Consider the following 17,026-nt stretch of genomic DNA (forward strand, 5'->3'; position numbering starts at 1 on the left):
GGTGGCTCATGCCGGGTGGATCGCGTGGCCCAGATATGTCACCACCGGGCTGCCCTCAGGCTCGAGCACCATGTCGACCAGCTCCGACAGTTGCTCGTCGGTCAGCGTGCCGCGCCTGCGCCCGCGCGTCACGCGTACCAGGCTGCGTACGTCGCGCGGCTTGAACGCCGAGACGTCCTGCGCGGACAGCCCCGCCTGGTCGAGGGCCTCGGCGAGGTCTGCCGGGCGGCGCAGCCGGTGCGCGGCGTAGCGGCCGCGGGGCATGATCCGTGTGCCAGGGAAAGCTTGGAAGGCGCCGAGGTAGATGAGGCGAGCGATGAGGGTGCGGTTCACGGTGTCGTAGACGAAGGTTCCACCGGGGCGCAGCACGCGTGCCGTCTCCGCGAGAACCGCGTCCGGCCGTTCGGTGATCTCGAGGGTGTCGGCGCAGTACAGGAGGTCGAAGGAGTCGTCCGGCAGGCCGAGTTGCTCCGCGGGTGCCGTCAGGTACGTGACGCCGAGACCGTCGTCCGCTTCCTGGGCGAGGGCCGTCGCGGCGGGGGACGAGTCGGCGGCGACGACCTCGAAACCGGCGCTTCGGCTCGGGCCTGCCGACGACACGCGGACCCCATACCATGCCTGCTCCGGACAGCAACTCGGGAGCCGGTCGGCCAGTTCGCCCCGGCGCCAGGCCCGTCGCTGTTCGGCGGACCACTGCCCGACGGGGTAGGCGAGGGGACCTTGCGCCCAGGTGGACGGTAGCGGGCGTCGCACACGCGACGGCCCCGTCCCGGAGTGGGCGCCACGCGAACATGCCCCTGAAGCGGTGCTCCTGTGCTCCGCCCGTGCGCCTGTCCCGCGACGAACGGCGACGATACGGTTCGGGCACGCTGAGCAAGAGAGGCGCCATGGACGGCAAACACCGCTCACCGATCGGGGACGACGGGGACCAGCCGGGCCGCCCGGTGCCCCCGTCCGAGCCCCAGCCCGGCCCGGACCAGAAGTGACCCTGAGCGCCCCGGCCGGGGCCGGCACGGCGCGGCTGCTCGCCGAGTGCGAGCAGCGGCTGGAATACCCGGTCCCGGGCGAGTGGGTGCGCGCGTTCCATGCGGTCCCGCGGCACCGGTTCCTGCCCGAGCGGCTGTGGCTGCGCGACGGGGCGGGCGGCTACGCCTCCTGCGACCGGGGCAGGGAGCCGGACCGCTGGTGGCGGGCCGCCTACCGCGATCAGACCCTCGTCGTGCAACTCGCCACCGGCCCTGACGGCTTCCAGGAACCCACCTCCGCGGCGTCCGCGCCGAGCACCATGCTGCGCATGCTGGAACTGGCCCAACTCGACGACGACGGACCGGTCCTGGAAGTGGGCACCGGCACCGGATTCCACGCCGCGCTGCTGTGCCATCGGCTCGGCGCCGCGCAGGTCACCAGCATCGACATCGACTCCGGTCTCGTCCACGACGCGAAGGAGCGGCTCCGCACGGCGGGCTACGAGCCCACCCTGGCCGCGACCGACGGCACCGGCGGCCACCAGCCAGGCGCCCCGTACGCGCGGATCCTGTCCACGGTCGCGGTCCACAGCACCGTCCCGGCCGCGTGGACCGCCCAGGTCCGGTACGGGGGCCGCATCGTCACGCCGTTCGCGACGGCCTGGCTGCCGTACGGCACCCTCGTCCTTGACCGGCACCGCGACCGGGCCGAGGGCCGCTTCCACCCCGGCGGTTCCTACATGGGGCTGCGCGGCCGGACGGTCGCCTCCCTGGCCGACGCCCGGGGACCCCGCGACGTCCCCGCCGTGACCGGCACCACGCTGTCGCCCTGGCGGGTGGCGGGCGAGGACCTGGCCGCGCAGTTCGCCATCGGGTTGCGCGTGCCCGGCGCCTGGCACTCCTGGGACACCGGGGTCGAGGAGGCACACACCCGGCTGTGGGTCGCCGACGAGGAGGCGACGTCCTGGGCCGCCGTCGACTACGACGGATCGGACGCCAGCTGTTTCCGCGTCGCCCAGCACGGCCCCCGACGACTGTGGGAGGAGATCGAGACCGCGTACCGGGGATGGAGTGAGAGCGGACGCCCCGGTATCGACCGGCACGGAATCACCGTGGACGACGACGGCCGCCAGCGACTGTGGATCGACCAGCCCAGCACGCCGTTGCAGCAGTGACACGCGCAGCGCGAAGCCACGGTGGTCCGCCCGGCCCTCGACGGACCGCAGCCACCAGCCGGCCCCGGCCCAGCCTTCACCGCCCCGGTACCTCGCGGGTGGCCGCCCTGAAGAGTTCCCTGGCAGTCAGCTTGTGCTTTATCTTCGGGCGTCACGCAGAGTAATGCTTGCTCGCCTGTGTCAGGCACATGGTTTGTCGCCGCCGGGGCGGACCGGATGGCGCACACGGCTCGTGTGCGACGGGGTTCAGAAGGTGTCGAGATGAGTTCTGGCACCCCTTCGAGTGTCCGGTCAGCAACGAGACGAGACGAGTCGTATTGCATCAAATCGGAAGTGTGCGTCATGATGACGACGCAAGATGACGAGACGGCTCGTCTCGCCGTCGCATCGTGGATGTAGGGAGCGGTGCCATGAATCAGCGGTCTGTCCAGGTCGACCCGGCGGTGCGGCTGTGGTCCGAGGTGCGCGGCGCCCCCCGGGATTCCACCCTGTTGCTGATCATGGTGGCCGGGGCGTCTGGGCTGGGCTGGCCGGAGGGACTGGTTGACGCGTTGGCCATGCGCCACCGCGTCGTCCGCTACGACCACCGGGACACCGGCCGCTCCAGCTTGAGTTTCGACACGCACCCGTACCGCATCGTCGACCTCGCCTCGGACGCGATCGCCGTCCTCGACGCGTACGAAGTGGAGCGGGCGCACATCGTCGGTCACTCCCTGGGCGGCATGCTCACCCAACTGCTGATCGCCGATCACCCCGAACGGCTGCTCAGCGCGGCAGTGATGGGCGCCGGCGCTCTCAGCAGCACCCCACTGTCGCACCCGGACGGCTCCCGAACTCCCGTAGACCGACTGCCGCCCATCGACGCACGGGTGCTCGAACTGTGGTCCCACCCCCACGAGGACCGTGGCCCGGAGGGCGAGCTGGACCATCGCGTAGAGCACTGGCGGCTGCTCAACGGCGATCAGGTCCCCTTCGACTCCCAGGAGTTCCGGACCTTGGAGCGCCGCATCATCGAGCACGCCGGGCGCTACGAGGCGCCCATGACCCACGGGCGCGCGGACCACTCCGGCATGGACCGCACCGAGGAACTTGCGCGCACCGAGGTGCCGACCCTGGTTATCTCCGCCCCGGCCGAGCCCGTCTTCCCCGCGCCGCACCCCGACCATCTTGCCCAAGTGATCGCCGGGGCACGGCTGGTGGAGATACCGGGAATGGGGCACGCTCTGCCCCGCGCGGTCCACGCACCCCTGGCCGCGGCCGTTCTCGACCCACCCTGGCCACGGACGCCCGCGCCCGACCAGGGGCGGGGACGTAACCTCGATCCCCGGTCGGCTAAGCGCGGCACCTGGCGAGGAAGATCCAGGCATGCGGTCGACCCCGGCCCGTGTTCGCCGCGGGTTCAGGAACATCCGTCCCCACATGCTGTGTCCAGCCCGTGTTCCCAAACCCCAAGGCGCCGGCCCCGGACGGCCACCCGGCTCCAAGAACAGACACAGGGCACCCCGCTACGACGTCGGCAAAACCGTCAAACGTCCCGAGACCCTCAAAGCCATCGGCAAGCCCGGAAGATCTTGGTAGATAAAGAACTCCTTCGCTGGGGCTCGACCCGCGGGACTGGTCAGGATCGCTCCGCAGCGGCGAGGAGAGCCAGGGCGGCCCGGCAAGCCAGCTCACCCGCCCGCGCAGAGCCGTGATGGTCGGCCACGACGGTGGCACCCTCCGCAAGAATGAGCAGTTGCAGCGCGAGGCGGTGCGGATCGTCGGCGCCGGCCTGCTTGGCGATGCCGGTGAGCAGTTCGAGGTAACGCTCGACATGGCGCGCGGCGATGGCGCGGACGGCGTCGGTGTGGTGTTGCGCGGCGGCGTTGATCAACGCACAGCCGCGGAACTCACGACCGTCGTACCAGCCCTGGAGAGCCCGGAACAGAGCTGTGAGCTGGTCGGCAGGACGGTCTCCGCTCGATGAGACCGTATCCGTCAGCCAGTGGATGACCCGGTCGCTTCGCGTGTCGAGCACGGCGTGCACCAGCCCGTCCTTGGTGCCGAAGTGCCGGTAGAGCGTCTCCTTGGACACGCCAAGACGTGCGCAGAGTTCCGCCACCCCGATGCCGTCCAGCCCTCGCTCGTACAGCACCTGGGTGGCCGCGTGCACGATCGTGGCGCGGGTTCGCTCGGGGTCGATGGTCGAACCTTTGGCAACAGGCATGAGGTGATGGTACCAACCGGTTCGATCGTCGTGCTAGCCTCAGATGGTACTGGTCGGTTCGATCCTGGGAGTGGGTATGGCCACCGCCGCGCGGCTGGCGCTGGGGACCGCGTCAGCGCTGGGACTTGCCCGCTTCGCCTACGGACTGCTCGTGCTGGCGATGCAGGGTGATCTGGGGTGGACCCTTGCCGACGCGGGCGCATTGAGCACCGCGAACGGACTCGGTTACGTGGTGGGTGCGGTGCCGACTGCTGCCTTGGTACGCAGGTGGGGCACCGCGAGCGTCTTCCGTTGGGGAATGGCCGCCACCGCCGCGCCACTGGCGTGGACCGCCCTCCTGAGTGCCGGCGCGGCTGTGCTTTCGGCGATCCCGAGCAGGCCGGAACCCCGCACCGAGGCACCTTTGGGGACCAACGCCCAGAACATGGGTTCTCGACGATGAACAGCCCAGCGGTTCTCGCAGAACCACCGTGGGAGGAGAAGAGCCTATGACGACGAATCTTTCGCACTCGCGGCCCCAGTGGCACGAGGGTGAAGAAGCCATGCACCGGCTTCTCAAGGTGCCGTACGAATTCAATCCCACGGCTCCCGGGCTGCCCATGGAGTACGTGCCCTGGATGACGCAGAGCCCTCTCATCGCACTGGGGGCGGTCGACAGGAACGGCCGCGTATGGACAACGGTGCTCGGCGGACAACCAGGTACCACACTTCCCTTGGCCAGAGGCGTGTTGAAGGTGACTTCGCTGGCTCACGTCGCGCACCAGCCCGGGGGACGAAGTGAGGGCACGCTCGGATATGACCCGGCACTGGAGGCGCTGTTCTCCGACGAGGACGGCCACATGCACCGAGCAAGCAGCGAGGAGCAGGAGAGGGATGAGGAAGGGCGCGACCGCGACGGGCTCCTCGTCAGGCACGAGGACGGGGGAAGGCTGGCCGCCGGCCTGGTGATCGACCTGGAAACCAGGACGCGGGTCAAAATTGCCGGGAGAGTGCTCGGCGGAGCGGTTCTGGCCAGGCCGTTGGAGGAGAATACGGTGGCCGGGAGGGCTGGGGGGCCTGCGGAAGTGCAGGTGGCCCTCGCTGTGGACGAGACACTGGGGAACTGCCCGAAGTACCTGAACAGGAAAACCGTCCAGCCTCGTGAAGCATCTCCTCACCTGGTCGGCGACCGGCTTCCGCTGCCGCCCGAGGCGGTGCAACTCATCGCCAAGTCCGACCTCTTTTTCATCTCAAGCAGGCACGGCGCTGAGAGCATGGACACCAACAACCGGGGTGGGGCTCCCGGGTTCGCGCGAGTACACACGAACTCCGATGCAGACGGTGTCGTTCTGGTGTATCCCGAGTATTCGGGGAATCGCTTGTTCCAGACATTGGGAAACATCAAGTCCGACCCTGCTGTGGGAATTACTTTTCCCGACTTCGAAACCGGCGACGTCCTCTACCTGTCAGGACGGGCAGAGATCTTGGCCGGCGCCGACGCCGCATCCATGATCCCGCACAGCAAACTCGCTGTCCGGGTGCGGGTGGAGGCGGCTCGATTCGTGAAGGACGGGCTGCCGTTCCGTGGACAACTGCTGGACCAGTCGCCCTACAACCCGCCGGTACGCAGGTTGGCTCACGAAATCAGCGGAGCGGAGTCCCGCTCAGCCGACAGCGTCGACGCGGACGGCCGACCGGTGGGGAAGGCTACGGCGACATTGATCCGCGCACACCATCTGACGCCGACGATCTCGCGATACACCTTCCGGCTCGCCCCCGATCTGTCCACCCCACGGTCGAGCGCAGAGTTCCAGCAGCTCGAACCATGGCGCGCGGGGCAGCACGTCACTCTTGATTTTTCCGCCACGCTCGATCGCGGATGGTCACACATGCGCGACCACGACCCCCGCTCACTCAACGACGATTACATCCGGGCCTTCACCATCTCGAGCCCAACGCTTCCCACCCCTGAAGAACGCACCGCAGGAACGGAACACCGCGGACCGCTGAGCGGGGCCGAATTCGAGGTCACTGTCCGGAGGAACGGGCCAGTCACGTCACTCCTGGCCAAGTGGAAGCCCGGTGCGCCGCTTTCCGCCACCGTTTTGGACTTCGGCGGCGAAGAAGAGGTGAGGTACGCCGACGCAGCCAAGGGGTCGCGCACCGATGACGACATCATCGTGGTGGCTGCTGGAGTAGGAATCACACCTCTCATGGCGCAGGCGCAGCCCGTGCTGGAATCCGGCCGGAGGATGAGAATCCTCTGGAGCCTGAAAACGGATGACCTGCCGCTGGCAGTCGACGTCCTGGAAAAAGTCGACGGCCTGGGAGCGGTAACGGAGCTGTTCGTGACCCGATCGGTCGACGGAAAACAAAACGCAGAAATCGACAGGATCCGCCGGCTCGGCACAGTAGTACGCACCCGACGGATCCAGAAGAACGACGTTCTGACCAAGGGCTCAGCGGCTCGGCGGCGTTTCTATGTGTGTACAGGTCCCGGCCTGAGGAGGTCGGTCCTGGAATGGACGGCAGGGGAATACGTGCAGTTCGAGAAGTTCGACTACTGACGTAGGCCCGGTCAACCTCCCCCGGAACCCGTCCACGGGGTGGGTGAGGCCAGTTGGCGCCCCGCCTTGACCCATCCCGGGGACACCGCAGGTCCCCTTCTCGAAACAGCAGAAAAGCAGAGTTGAAATGACTACGTCGTCGTCGCAGCCGGGAGCCCGAATCGTGGGCGTAGGCCATTACCAACCCCCGCGGGTGGTGAGCAACGACGAGATCGCGCGCATGGTCGATACCAACGACGAATGGATCAGACAGCGCGTCGGGATCGTCAGCCGGCGCTTCGCGGACACTGAGTCCGTCGCCGACATGGCGTCCGAGGCAGCCCGCGCTGCTCTCGCTGATGCCCGTGTCCACGGTGAAGAAGTCGACCTGGTGATCGTCGCGACCTGCTCGAATGTGAACCGTTCACCCAGTACGGCCGGGAGAGTCATCGAGTCCTTGGGCCTGACGGGCGCGGCAGGATTCGACGTCAATGCCGCCTGCTCCGGATTCGTCCACGCACTGGAGACTGCCCGGCAACTGCTCGCCGGCGGCGCCACGCGCACCGTCATCGTGGTCGGCGCCGAGCGGATGACAGACGTCACCGACTTCACCGACCGCTCCACCTGCATCCTTGTCGGTGATGGCGCAGGCGCTGTTGTCCTCCGCGCGAGCGCGGAGGACACGTTCGGACCCATCGTCTGGGGCACTGTGCCCGGCCTCGCCGACGCGGCGCGCATCGAGGCGCCGGAGGGCACTTTCGTCCAGGAAGGCCGCAAGGTGTTCCGCTGGGCGATCACAGAAGCCGCCCCTCACGCCAGAAAAGCACTGGAAGCCGCGAACCTCCGTCCTGACCAGGTGGCGGCGTTCATCCCGCATCAGGCGAATCTCCGCATCGTTGAGCACCTTGCCGACCAACTTCACTTGACGGACGCGGTCGTCGCAACCGACGTCCAGGAATCAGGTAACACGTCCGCGGCAAGTATCCCCCTGGCTCTGTCGAAACTACTCCGGCAGCACTCGATCCCGTCCGGTGCGCCCCTTCTCCTGTTTGGCTTCGGTGGGGGTTTCTCCTACGCGGGCCTCGTGGTCGCCGCACCGCAATATCCGTCCGAAGAGGGCAGCCTGTGACAGTTCTCCCCGCACTTGCTGCTCGTCGCTACCGCGGCCTCGTCGGCCCGCTCTGTCGTCTGGCTTTGTTCATGTCCTGTGACGGCCGGCCTCATTCATCACAGCGACCGCGGGTCCCAATATGTATCGATCCGGTACACCGACCGGCTCGCGGACATCGGCGCCTCCGCGTCGGTCGGCTCCGTCGCGGACTCCTACGACAGATCAGCGCCCGCGTACCGTTGGTTCACCATGACTGACCGGGCCATCACCCTGCTGATCGTCGACGACCACCCCGTCGTCCGCGACGGCCTGCGCGGCATGCTCGCATCCGAACCCGGCTTCGACGTGCTCGGCGAGGCGGCAGGCGGAGTCGAGGCAGTCGAACTCGCCCTGCGTCTCGACCCGGACGTCGTCCTCATGGACCTGCGCATGCCCGCCGGCAGCGGTGTCGAGGCGATCGCCGAGCTCACCCGGCGCGGCTGCCGCGCCAAGGTCCTCGTCCTCACCACGTACGACACCGACGCCGACACGATCCCCGCGATCGAGGCGGGCGCCACCGGCTATCTGCTCAAGGACGCGCCCCGCGACGAGCTGTTCACCACGGTCCGCGCGGCCGCCGAAGGCCGCACCGTCCTGTCGCCCGCCGTGGCGTCCCGCCTCGTCTCCGCGGTGCGGAGCCGGCCAGTCCAGCGGGCGAGACGCTCTCCGCCCGCGAGTGCGAGGTGCTCGAACTGGTCGCTAAGGGCACTGCGAACCGCGACATCGCCCGGGAGCTGTTCATCAGCGAGGCCACGGTCAAGACCCATCTCACCCATCTGTACGGCAAGTTGGGGGTGAAGGACCGGGCAGCCGCGGTGGCGGTGGGATACGACCGCGGCATTCTGGGCTGAGCCCGAAGCGTCCCAGGCTCTGGTGTGCACACCGGCATCACCCGCAATACCCCGCTCCTCGAAGTCCCACGGCGGGTCGCACCGCCGGTAACTGCATTCTGGTTCGACCGCTTCTGCCCCTGCCCGGTGGACGCCTACAGTCAGTCACTAGGCCCACAGGTGGGAGCATCGGTCTTGCCCACCGAGCATCGACAGTGGCGCTGCTTGTGAGGTGTGGATTTCAGCGTTTCCGCAGTACTCAGTGCTAACGGAATCGCGGATCCTACAGGTGCGCACTCGGCAGGCGGACGGCGCCGAGCCGCTTGCGGACGCTCCGGCCGGCGGGTTCGACCTGATCATCGTCACTGTCGGTGCCGCCGATGTGGTGGCGGCGTGGCAGGACCAGCTGGCCGCGGGCGGGCGGCCCTTGGTGCCGCTGCGGTTTCGTGGTCTGGCCCGCACGGTCGCGTTCGCCCGCGAGGGGGACAACTTGCGTTCCGATGCGCTCATCCGCTCGGGGTTCGTGGCGATCCAGGGCGGCAGCGCCCACGCTCCGCGCAGCGTGCGGCTGGGCGGTCGGATGTGCGGCTGGTCGTCGACGAGGACCAGCCGGCCGACGCGGAGGCACTGGCCGAGGCGTTCGCCGGCCCGCGGCATGAGCGGTGGACCGGAGTGGAGCTGGGCGGGCAGGAGGGCGTGCTGCCGCGGCTGGAGGTGTGGCTTGCGGGTGCGGTCACCCCGTACGGGCGGCTGCGCGCCACGCGAGAAGCAGCCGGGCGTGGTCTGGTCGGCTGGGTACTGGAGCGAGGGATGCCCGCTGTGTGGAACCGTGGCTCGCTGGCCTGCCTCGCCCTGCGTCAAGCCCCGCAGGCGACAGGGGGGCGTTACGAGCTGGGGGTGATCGCCCACGGTTCGGATCGCGTGCAGATCGCTTCGCATCTGGCCGGGGCCGTTCTTCGTTTCAACGACGAGGCCAGGAACGCCGGGGAGCCCGTCGTGCGCGCCTTCCGGCACGACAGTCCCAGCCTCCCCGACGGGGTGGCCGTCGAGAAGCCGAGTGTGCGCCTGACGATCGCCTGAAGACGCGGACCCGGCCGGGTCCGGATTCCACGCCTCCCGGCACCGAGGCCGGGGGCCTGAGTGGAGGGAGTTTCCGATGGCAGCACCGACAATCCAGGAGTATCCGTCCGGAGAAGTGCCCGGGCCGCCCGAGGAGTTGGCCGACGCCTTCACTCTGGACCCCGCTCAGCGGGGGATCGACGAGCTGGGAGTCTGGCTCGGCGGGGACGAGGACGACGGTGACACCACGGGAGACAACTGCGGGGAATCGCCGCCGCAGGGCGCAACGACCGGCTGCTGAGAGCCGGTCGCCGGAGCCGGGCACGCGCACCGGCGTGTGCCCGGCCTGCCCTCGTGTTCGGCGTGCTGAACGGACGGTGTTGATGCGCAGACTCTTCGACCCCTGCCCTGTGGCGATGGCCCGGATCCCGCTACGCCCCGTTTCCGGCCTCGCTGAGGGCAGCGACGGTCTGCTGGACGAGGGCGTCTTCCTCGCCGGCCGGAGCGCCCAACGGGCTGACGGCACCGAGCGCGGGCGCGTCCCCCGCAGTGGCTACGACCTGCGCTCCCGTACGCGCCCTACCCCGCACGGCGTCTTCGCCGGCGTCGCACCTGCGCTGCTCACCGGCTCCGCGTCCGTCCTGCGCCTGGGACGTGCTCACCGGACCGTGACCACGCTCAATCCTGCGTGGCTGGCTGCCGTGGCCACCCGGCTGCTTCATCAAGAGGGAGACTTGCTGCCTGGTCTGAGTCTCACTGCCGCCTCCCTGGCCACGGAGCGGGGTGGGCGGCTGGAAGTCGAACGTCCCACTCGGCAGGGGCCGCAGCTGTCCGGGGTGCGTGCCACCACGGTCTCGCGGTGGCTGCTGGAGACCAGCCGCAGCGAGGTAGCAGCCGCGGAGCTGCTGAGGGAACTTCAGCGGCGCCACCCCGGCGCCGGGGCGCCGATGGTGCGGCGTGCCGTCCTCGACCCGTTGCCGCCGTTGAGGTCACAGGCAAGCCAGGCCGTACAAGACGGCGTCGCCACCTATGTCATCGACATCGCCGGTTCGCGGAAGCTTCCGGCCTGCGGCCCTGGCCCAGAAGACCGCCCGCGATCTCACCTTCCCGGCCGAGCGATGGAACGGCCCCTCACAGCCGATGGACGACGAGGCCCGCCGGGCCTCCGCCCGACGTCTGCCGCATGACGACACCCTCCAGCCCGAAGCCCGACTCGCCGGCCTGCTGTTGCTCCTCTATGCCCAGTGGCCCGCCGCGATCTCCCGGCTCACCGTCGACCACATCGAGGAGACGGACGGAGCCGTCCGCATCCACCTCGGCGCCGTCCCGGTCGAATTCCCGGCACCCGTTGCAGATCTCGCCCTCCAACAAATCGCGGTCCGCCGCAGCCATGCCGTCCTCGCCCGAACAGACTCACCCCGGCTGCTCCCCGGAGGCCGGCCCGGCCGCCCGATCAGCGCCTGGGACGTGGGCGAACGACTCCGCAAACTCGGCATCCGGCTCGCGGAAGCCCGCTCGACCGCACTCTCCCAGCTCGCCACCGAGCTACCTGCAGCAGTCCTCGCACGCACCCTCGGCATCGACATCACCGTCGCCGTCAAGTGGCAGCGAGCCGCTGCCGGAGACAGGGGCGCCTACGCAGCCGACGTCGCCCGCCGCACCCAGCCGAACGGAGCACGTTGACCATGCCCGGTCACGGTCGACCCCGCCCCGTGTTGCGGCCCTCGTCAGCCGGCGGCAGTCTCCCATTCCAGTCCCAAGTAGCTCCAGCGCACGCCTTGCCGGCCATGCGGGTCTTCACGCTCGCTGAGGTGCACAACACTCAGACCATGGCCACGGGCGAGCTCGCTCGTCTCGTGCGCCGAAACATTGAACATCCGCCGCCCGGCCGGCACGGGGCCGTGCCGCAGGGAGAGGACCACACGCCCCTTGGAGGCAAGAAGGCCGGCGATACCCTCCATCGCCGACGACCGCTGCTGTCCGTCCAGATGCATCCACACAGCCGTCAGAAGAATCAGGCTGAAACGCTGACCGCGACTGCGAAGCACACTCATCTCGGGCAGAGAGTCGTCGAGCCACTCGATGTCCCGGTCGGCATGGATGTGTTGACCCAGCGCGCGAAGTTCCGCAGTGGGCTCAGCGGCGACGACCGCGTGCCCCTGACCGGTCAGCGCGGCGGCATCGCGGCCACTGCCGGCACCGATGTCGAGGATCGCGCTGGGCTGGGAGGGGAACAGGTGCAGTACATCGTGGTGGACGTCGGCGAAGGAGACGCTCTCGTACTGCTCGACGAGCGCGTCGGCGGCTTCGCCATAGCCGGCGGTACTGGCAAGGGGCTTGGGATCGATCACTCGTACAGACTAGCGAGCAGTTCCCGACGGCCTCATCTCCGCGCATTGCCGGGTAGGAGGGGCGGGTTGCCCCGCCGCCCCCCTCAGAACCGTGCGAGCCACTCATCGCGGCACACGGCTCGTGCAAGCCCCACAGGGCGATTCATGAGAGTTGTGCTGTGCCCCTGCGTTGGCGGTGAGATATCCGCGGCGACAGGAAGCGTGGGCCAAGTCCGGTGAGCGACAGGCATTCTGGGAGACCTACGGCCCCGTGGACGAGTCCGAGGCAACAGTGTGGCGGCAGAAGATCTACGAGGCTCGGCACCTCGGCGCCAGTCGTCTTGAGCGCCACCGCCGGGGTAAGGCCCATGGCGTAGGGGACACCTACGCGGCGCTGGCTGACGTCGTGGCTGCCCTGGGCTGAGCACACCGGCCGACGCCGGGGCGCAGAGGACTTACGGCGCAGCGGACAACACGGTGGCACGGACGGTAATCGACTTGAGGGGCGGGATATGACGGAGCGTCTGACGGAACGGCTGCTGATGGACCTGTTACCGGACGGTCAGGTGTCCCTACAGCACTGGCCGTCCGGCGAGTTCCCCAGCGCGGTAGGCGCGCTCACGCCGCTGGAGTGGCCGTTGAAGGACGCGGAACTGGAGGAACTGCGCTGGTATTTGGAGAAGTACCTGCAAGCGCCGTTCGGGGTGTACGGCGAGCGCGGCCCGCGGACAGCGGCGCGGCTACCGGAGTGGGGCGCGCAGATCTTCGACGCGGCCTTCTCTACCGGTTCGGCCCGTGAGGCGTGGGTGCGGGCGCGCGCACGGGCCGAGGCCCCTGGCGGCGGACCGGTGGAGATCGTGGTGCGCTCGATATCGGCGGATCTGCTGGGCCTGCCCTGGGAGTTGATGGCCGAGCCGGGCCGGCCCGCACCGCTCGTGCTGGACGGGGCTGCGATTACCCGCAGCCTGCCCGCTGCCGATCTGCGGCAGGTGTTCGGGGTGGCCGGGTCCCGGCTGCGGGTGCTGATGGTGATTTCGCGGCCGCAGGGCACCGCGGATGTGAGCTATCGGATGATCGCCCGGCCGCTGCTGCAACGGCTGGAGGCGGTGCGCGGGCAGGTGGAGCTGGTGGTGTTACGCCCGCCGACCCTGGAGCATCTGGAACAGGTGCTGCGCGCGGCGCAGGAGGCGGGCGAGCCGTTCCAGATCGTGCACTTCGACGGCCACGGCGTGTTCGGCCGGCTCTCCGACCGGTCCGGCAGCATCGGCTGGGGGCAGACGGCGTCCCACCGGGACGGCCAGCAGGGGATGCTGGCCTTCGAAGATCCCGCAGGCGGCACGGACTGGGTGGCGGCCGACCGGGTGGCGCGGGTGCTGGCGGTGGCCCAGGTGCCGGTAGTGGTGCTGAACGCCTGCCAGTCGGCGACGGTCGGCTCGCGGATAGAGGCAGCAGTGGCAACTCGCCTGCTGCAGGGGGGCACGGCCGCGGTGGTCGCCATGGCCTACAGCGTGTACACGGTGGCGGCGGCTGAGTTCATGACTGCCTTCTACGAGCGGCTGTTCGCCGGCGACCGGCTGGCCGAGGCGGTGACGGCCGGTCGCTACCGCTTGGCCAGGGCGGACCGACGGCCTTCCCCCAAGGGCCAGCTGCCGCTGGCCGACTGGATGATCCCAGTGCTGTACGCACGCGGCGACGTGCAGTTCCCCGGCCTGCACACCGCACGCGGCGACCGGGAACCGGTCGGGGACCTGCTGGACCGCATGCGTCGGCGCGCGGACGGTGCGGCCCGCCCGCGAGACGTGGCAGCCGCCAGCGATGACGGCCTGCCGGCCAGGGTGGGAGAGTTCGTCGGCCGGGACGCGCCGTTGTACCTGCTGGACGTTGCGGCTCGACGGCAGCGGGTGGTGGTGCTGCATGGCCCCGGCGGGACGGGCAAAACCGAGCTGGCCAAGACTTTCGGCCGCTGGTACCGCGACACCGGCGCGGTGGACGACCCCTCCTGGGTCATCTGGCATTCCTTCGAGCCCGGCGTAGCCTCCTTCGGCGTCGACGGGATGATTGACGCCATCGGACAGCGAGTATGGGGCGACCGCTTCGCCCGGCTCGACCGCGACGAACGCCGGTCCGCGACCGAAGAACTCCTGGCCAGCAAGCGACTGCTGCTGATCTGGGACAACTTCGAGTCCGTGCACACCATGCCCGATCCCCACCAGGCCACCCCGCCCCTGGACGAGGAGGAGCGCACCGAACACCGTCAGTTCCTGCGCCGCATCGCAGGCGGTGGGCGCAGCATGGTGGTGATCACCAGCCGTACCACCGAGGACTGGCTCGGCGGGCCGGACGTGGTGGGCCGGGTGACGGTAGGCGGGTTGGAGCCCGAGGAGGCCAACGAGTACGCCGACCAGCTCCTTGCGCCCTATCCGAATGCCCGTCGGCGCCGCGAGTCCGTGGCGTTCGGAGAGCTGGTGCAGTGGCTGGACGGGCACCCGCTGAGCATGCGGCTGACCCTGCCGCACCTGCAGACCACCAGCGCGCAGAAACTGCTGGCCGGCCTGCGAGGCACGGCTCCGTTGCCGACTGGTGGTGCCGGGGACGGCGGCCGGACAGGCTCCCTGGCCGCCTGCGTCGCCTACTCCTTCACCCATCTACACCCGGACGACCAGAAGGCGCTGAGCGTACTCGGGCTGATCGACGACGTGACCAGTAATTGGGTGCTGGCGGCGTTCTCCGCGGTGCCCGGGGTGCCCGAGCAGTACCGGAACCGCACCGCCGACCAATGGGCGGCCGTGCTGGACCGGGCAGCGGGCGTGGGTCTGCTCACCTCTCTCGGGGCGGGCATGTACCGCATCCACCCCGCCCTGCCCGCCTACCTCGCTCGCCTCCTGCCCGACTCCACAGCAGGCCGACCCGACCCCGGCGAGGAGCCCACCGCGACACTTCACGCCCTGCTGGAGGCACATGCCACCTTCAGCCTCGTGCTGGCCAAACAAATCGATGATGGCCAGGACACCGAGGGCGCCCTGGCCATCATCGACCACAAGCGCCGCACCCTGGGCAGCTTGCTCGGCTACGCCCTCGAACACCGGCTGTGGTACTCCGCCTCGGGAATCATCGCGCTGCTGATCATGTACTGGGATGCCCGAGGGCTGGCCGGAGAGGCCCGGGTATGGCTGGATCGCGCCCTCACCGTTGTGGAGCCGCCCGAGGGGACTGCGTTTGACGCTTCCAACCCGCCCGCCGCGCTGTGGCTGTTCCTGACCAACGCAGAGGCCGTTCGTCTGGCCCGGACCGGTCGCCTGGAACAGTCCGAACGCGCCCACCGTACGGTTCTCCGCATCCTGGAACAGCAGCCGACGTCACCCGCTGTGCAAGCCGATCTCCCCGCCGTCTACCTCAATCTCGGCAACGTTGCCCGGATGCGGGGTGACCAGGGCCAGGCAGAGGACTGGTACCACAAATCCCTCGCACTCCAGAAGGCTCTCGATAACCGTCCCGGCCTCGCCGCCACCTATCACCAGCTCGCGCGCGTGAATCAAGACCGCGGAGAGCTGGACCGGGCCGAGGACTGGTATCGCAAGTCCCTCGACCTCAGCAAAAAACTCGGCAACCGCGCGGGCAGCGCCCAGTGCTACTACGGCCTCGGGATCGTTGCCCGGTTGCGAGGTGACCTGGACCAGGCAGAGGGCTGGTACCGCAAATCCCTCGCACTCCAGAAGCCTCTCGATAACCGTCCCGGCCTCGCCAACACATACCAGGGCCTGGCAATCGTTGCTCGGCTGCGGGGGGAGCCGGACCGGGCCGAAGAGTGGTACCGCCAATCCCTCCTCATCTATGAAGAACTCGACGACCGCCACGGCCGCGCCGCCACCTACCACCAGCTCGGCATTCTGGATCAGGACCGCGGAGAGCTGGGCCGGGCCGAGCGCTGGTACCACAAATCCCTTGAGTTCCAGAAGTCTCTCGATAACCGCCGCGGCCTCGCCGACACATATCACCAGCTCGGCATTCTGGATCAGGACCGCGGAGAGCTGGGCCGGGCCGAAGACTGGTACAACAAAACCCTCGCCGCCAGGGAACCCCTCGATGACCACCCTGGCCTGGCCCTCACCTACGCACAGCTCGGGCTTCTCGCCGAGGAGCAGGGGCGGCCGGCGGAGGCCCTGAGGTGGACGGTCAGCTGCGTGGCGCTCTTCGATCAGGTGCCGCATCCCCTAACCGGCACCGGACCCGAGCACCTGAAGCGGATGGCCCGGGACCTGGGCATGGATACCGTGGTCCAGGTCTGGCCAGAGGTGACCGGGCAGGAACTGCCTGCCCCTGTACGGGAGTACCTTTGCGCCGATCCGCCCGCAGACGTGTGAACCCCGCCCGACCCCGTTCCAGGAGACCGTATCGATGACCGATCCGATAGCCACCGGTGCCCGGGCCGCCGCCAACCGGCTGACTGCACCGAACGGCCCCGCCCTCGCCGCCGAGGTGGAGGCTGCCCTGCATGTCCGGGCTACCACTTCCCGCCCCGTCCAGTACATCGACCCGGTGTCCCTGGGCGCGCTGATCGTGAGCATCGCAGGTCTGACCTGGACGGTCTACCGCGACTTGCGGAAAACCACCCCCGCACCGTCCCCGGAGGTGGTCGCGCGCCACGTCCGGGTCAGGCTCGACAGGGACTCCAGGCCGCCTGGACCGGAGCTCGATGCGGCAGACCGTGACCAGGTCATCGAAATCGTCATTGAGGAAACCGTCCGCTCCGCCGAATACGGCGACAGCGCACCGGACGGGAACTGAG

14 protein-coding genes and 6 pseudogenes are annotated in these 17,026 nt (G+C 69.1%); 16 read left to right on the plus strand and 4 right to left on the minus strand.

Annotation, left to right across the window (positions count from 1 at the left end; all coding sequences use genetic code 11):
• Positions 1 to 6: 6 nt before the first annotated feature.
• On the minus strand, positions 7 to 600 hold the full coding sequence (locus tag NMN56_RS26465) for a class I SAM-dependent methyltransferase (RefSeq protein ID WP_274043170.1): 594 nt from the start codon (positions 598 to 600) through the stop codon (positions 7 to 9).
• 382 nt (positions 601 to 982) lie between these two features.
• Here NMN56_RS26465 and NMN56_RS26470 point away from each other — a divergent pair, with 382 nt between their 5' ends.
• From NMN56_RS26470 to NMN56_RS26480, 3 genes and pseudogenes are all read left to right on the plus strand, one after another.
• A complete protein-coding gene (locus NMN56_RS26470) occupies positions 983 to 2,140 on the plus strand; it encodes a methyltransferase domain-containing protein (RefSeq protein ID WP_274043171.1) in 1,158 nt (385 codons plus the stop codon).
• A 410-nt stretch (positions 2,141 to 2,550) separates the two neighbouring features.
• A pseudogene (locus NMN56_RS26475) lies at positions 2,551 to 3,408 on the plus strand (alpha/beta fold hydrolase); the annotation flags it as partial.
• Between the two features lie 100 nt (positions 3,409 to 3,508).
• Positions 3,509 to 3,718: pseudogene (locus NMN56_RS26480) on the plus strand (NF041680 family putative transposase); the annotation flags it as partial.
• 40 nt (positions 3,719 to 3,758) lie between these two features.
• On the opposite strand, the gene NMN56_RS26485 reads toward NMN56_RS26480, so the two are convergent.
• Positions 3,759 to 4,346: a TetR/AcrR family transcriptional regulator gene (locus NMN56_RS26485; protein WP_274043172.1), complete on the minus strand. Its 588-nt coding sequence runs from the start codon at positions 4,344 to 4,346 to the stop codon at positions 3,759 to 3,761.
• Positions 4,347 to 4,422: 76 nt separating this feature from the next.
• Between NMN56_RS26485 and NMN56_RS26490 the strand changes: the two genes are divergently transcribed.
• The 8 genes and pseudogenes from NMN56_RS26490 (at position 4,423) to NMN56_RS26520 (ending at position 10,211) form a co-directional block, all read left to right on the plus strand.
• Positions 4,423 to 4,788, plus strand: coding sequence for a YbfB/YjiJ family MFS transporter (locus NMN56_RS26490; protein WP_274043173.1), 366 nt, complete (start codon positions 4,423 to 4,425; stop codon positions 4,786 to 4,788).
• A 46-nt stretch (positions 4,789 to 4,834) separates the two neighbouring features.
• Positions 4,835 to 6,892 carry a pyridoxamine 5'-phosphate oxidase family protein gene (locus tag NMN56_RS26495; protein ID WP_274043174.1) on the plus strand — a complete coding sequence of 686 codons (2,058 nt, stop codon included), beginning with the start codon at positions 4,835 to 4,837 and terminating at the stop codon, positions 6,890 to 6,892.
• 127 nt (positions 6,893 to 7,019) lie between these two features.
• Positions 7,020 to 8,000, plus strand: a complete 981-nt coding sequence (locus tag NMN56_RS26500) for a beta-ketoacyl-ACP synthase III (RefSeq protein WP_274043175.1) — start codon at positions 7,020 to 7,022, stop codon at positions 7,998 to 8,000.
• An 84-nt stretch (positions 8,001 to 8,084) separates the two neighbouring features.
• Positions 8,085 to 8,207: pseudogene (locus NMN56_RS26505) on the plus strand (IS3 family transposase); the annotation flags it as partial.
• A gap of 24 nt (positions 8,208 to 8,231) precedes the next feature.
• Positions 8,232 to 8,872: pseudogene (locus tag NMN56_RS26510) on the plus strand (response regulator).
• 241 nt (positions 8,873 to 9,113) lie between these two features.
• Positions 9,114 to 9,371, plus strand: a pseudogene (locus NMN56_RS43335) (methyltransferase, FxLD system); the annotation flags it as partial.
• Positions 9,372 to 9,433: 62 nt separating this feature from the next.
• On the plus strand, positions 9,434 to 9,931 hold the full coding sequence (locus tag NMN56_RS26515; protein WP_274043176.1) for a class I SAM-dependent methyltransferase: 498 nt from the start codon (positions 9,434 to 9,436) through the stop codon (positions 9,929 to 9,931).
• A gap of 76 nt (positions 9,932 to 10,007) precedes the next feature.
• Complete coding sequence (locus NMN56_RS26520) at positions 10,008 to 10,211, plus strand: hypothetical protein (protein WP_274043177.1); 204 nt, start codon at positions 10,008 to 10,010, stop codon at positions 10,209 to 10,211.
• A 130-nt stretch (positions 10,212 to 10,341) separates the two neighbouring features.
• On the opposite strand, the gene NMN56_RS26525 is transcribed toward NMN56_RS26520, so the two are convergent.
• A complete protein-coding gene (locus NMN56_RS26525; RefSeq protein ID WP_280842754.1) occupies positions 10,342 to 10,572 on the minus strand; it encodes a hypothetical protein in 231 nt (76 codons plus the stop codon).
• Between NMN56_RS26525 and NMN56_RS43340 the strand changes: the two are divergent.
• Positions 10,471 to 10,815 (plus strand): annotated as a pseudogene (locus tag NMN56_RS43340) (lantibiotic dehydratase); the annotation flags it as partial. The gene NMN56_RS26525 and the pseudogene NMN56_RS43340 sit on opposite strands and share 102 nt — an antisense overlap.
• 124 nt (positions 10,816 to 10,939) lie before the next feature.
• Positions 10,940 to 11,593, plus strand: a complete 654-nt coding sequence (locus NMN56_RS26530; RefSeq protein WP_280842755.1) for a hypothetical protein — start codon at positions 10,940 to 10,942, stop codon at positions 11,591 to 11,593.
• A gap of 44 nt (positions 11,594 to 11,637) precedes the next feature.
• Here the strand turns inward: NMN56_RS26530 and NMN56_RS26535 are convergent, their stop codons facing one another.
• Positions 11,638 to 12,261 carry a class I SAM-dependent methyltransferase gene (locus tag NMN56_RS26535; RefSeq protein ID WP_274043180.1) on the minus strand — a complete coding sequence of 208 codons (624 nt, stop codon included), beginning with the start codon at positions 12,259 to 12,261 and terminating at the stop codon, positions 11,638 to 11,640.
• 175 nt (positions 12,262 to 12,436) lie between these two features.
• Here NMN56_RS26535 and NMN56_RS26540 point away from each other — a divergent pair, with 175 nt between their 5' ends.
• The 3 genes from NMN56_RS26540 to NMN56_RS26550 all read left to right on the plus strand — a co-directional run bounded on the left by NMN56_RS26540 (position 12,437) and on the right by NMN56_RS26550 (position 17,025).
• Complete coding sequence (locus NMN56_RS26540) at positions 12,437 to 12,664, plus strand: hypothetical protein (protein ID WP_280842756.1); 228 nt, start codon at positions 12,437 to 12,439, stop codon at positions 12,662 to 12,664.
• 88 nt (positions 12,665 to 12,752) lie between these two features.
• Entirely contained in the window at positions 12,753 to 16,601 is a 3,849-nt protein-coding gene (locus tag NMN56_RS26545) for a tetratricopeptide repeat protein (RefSeq protein WP_274043181.1), read from the plus strand.
• 34 nt (positions 16,602 to 16,635) lie between these two features.
• On the plus strand, positions 16,636 to 17,025 hold the full coding sequence (locus NMN56_RS26550) for a hypothetical protein (protein ID WP_274043182.1): 390 nt from the start codon (positions 16,636 to 16,638) through the stop codon (positions 17,023 to 17,025).
• Position 17,026 lies beyond the last annotated feature (1 nt).

Origin of the sequence: Streptomyces iconiensis, from assembly GCF_028657195.3 — a bacterium.
GTDB lineage: Bacteria > Actinomycetota > Actinomycetes > Streptomycetales > Streptomycetaceae > Streptomyces > Streptomyces iconiensis.

Excerpts from the sequence above, each read along its gene's own strand:
- NMN56_RS26485 (WP_274043172.1), bottom strand. The coding sequence starts at position 4,346 with ATGCCTGTTGCCAAAGGTTCGACCATCGACCCCGAGCGAACCCGCGCC.
- NMN56_RS26490 (WP_274043173.1), top strand. The coding sequence starts at position 4,423 with ATGGCCACCGCCGCGCGGCTGGCGCTGGGGACCGCGTCAGCGCTGGGA.
- NMN56_RS26495 (WP_274043174.1), top strand. The coding sequence starts at position 4,835 with ATGACGACGAATCTTTCGCACTCGCGGCCCCAGTGGCACGAGGGTGAA.
- NMN56_RS26500 (WP_274043175.1), top strand. The coding sequence starts at position 7,020 with ATGACTACGTCGTCGTCGCAGCCGGGAGCCCGAATCGTGGGCGTAGGC.
- NMN56_RS26520 (WP_274043177.1), top strand. The coding sequence starts at position 10,008 with ATGGCAGCACCGACAATCCAGGAGTATCCGTCCGGAGAAGTGCCCGGG.
- NMN56_RS26530 (WP_280842755.1), top strand. The coding sequence starts at position 10,940 with ATGTCATCGACATCGCCGGTTCGCGGAAGCTTCCGGCCTGCGGCCCTG.
- NMN56_RS26545 (WP_274043181.1), top strand. The coding sequence starts at position 12,753 with ATGACGGAGCGTCTGACGGAACGGCTGCTGATGGACCTGTTACCGGAC.
- NMN56_RS26550 (WP_274043182.1), top strand. The coding sequence starts at position 16,636 with ATGACCGATCCGATAGCCACCGGTGCCCGGGCCGCCGCCAACCGGCTG.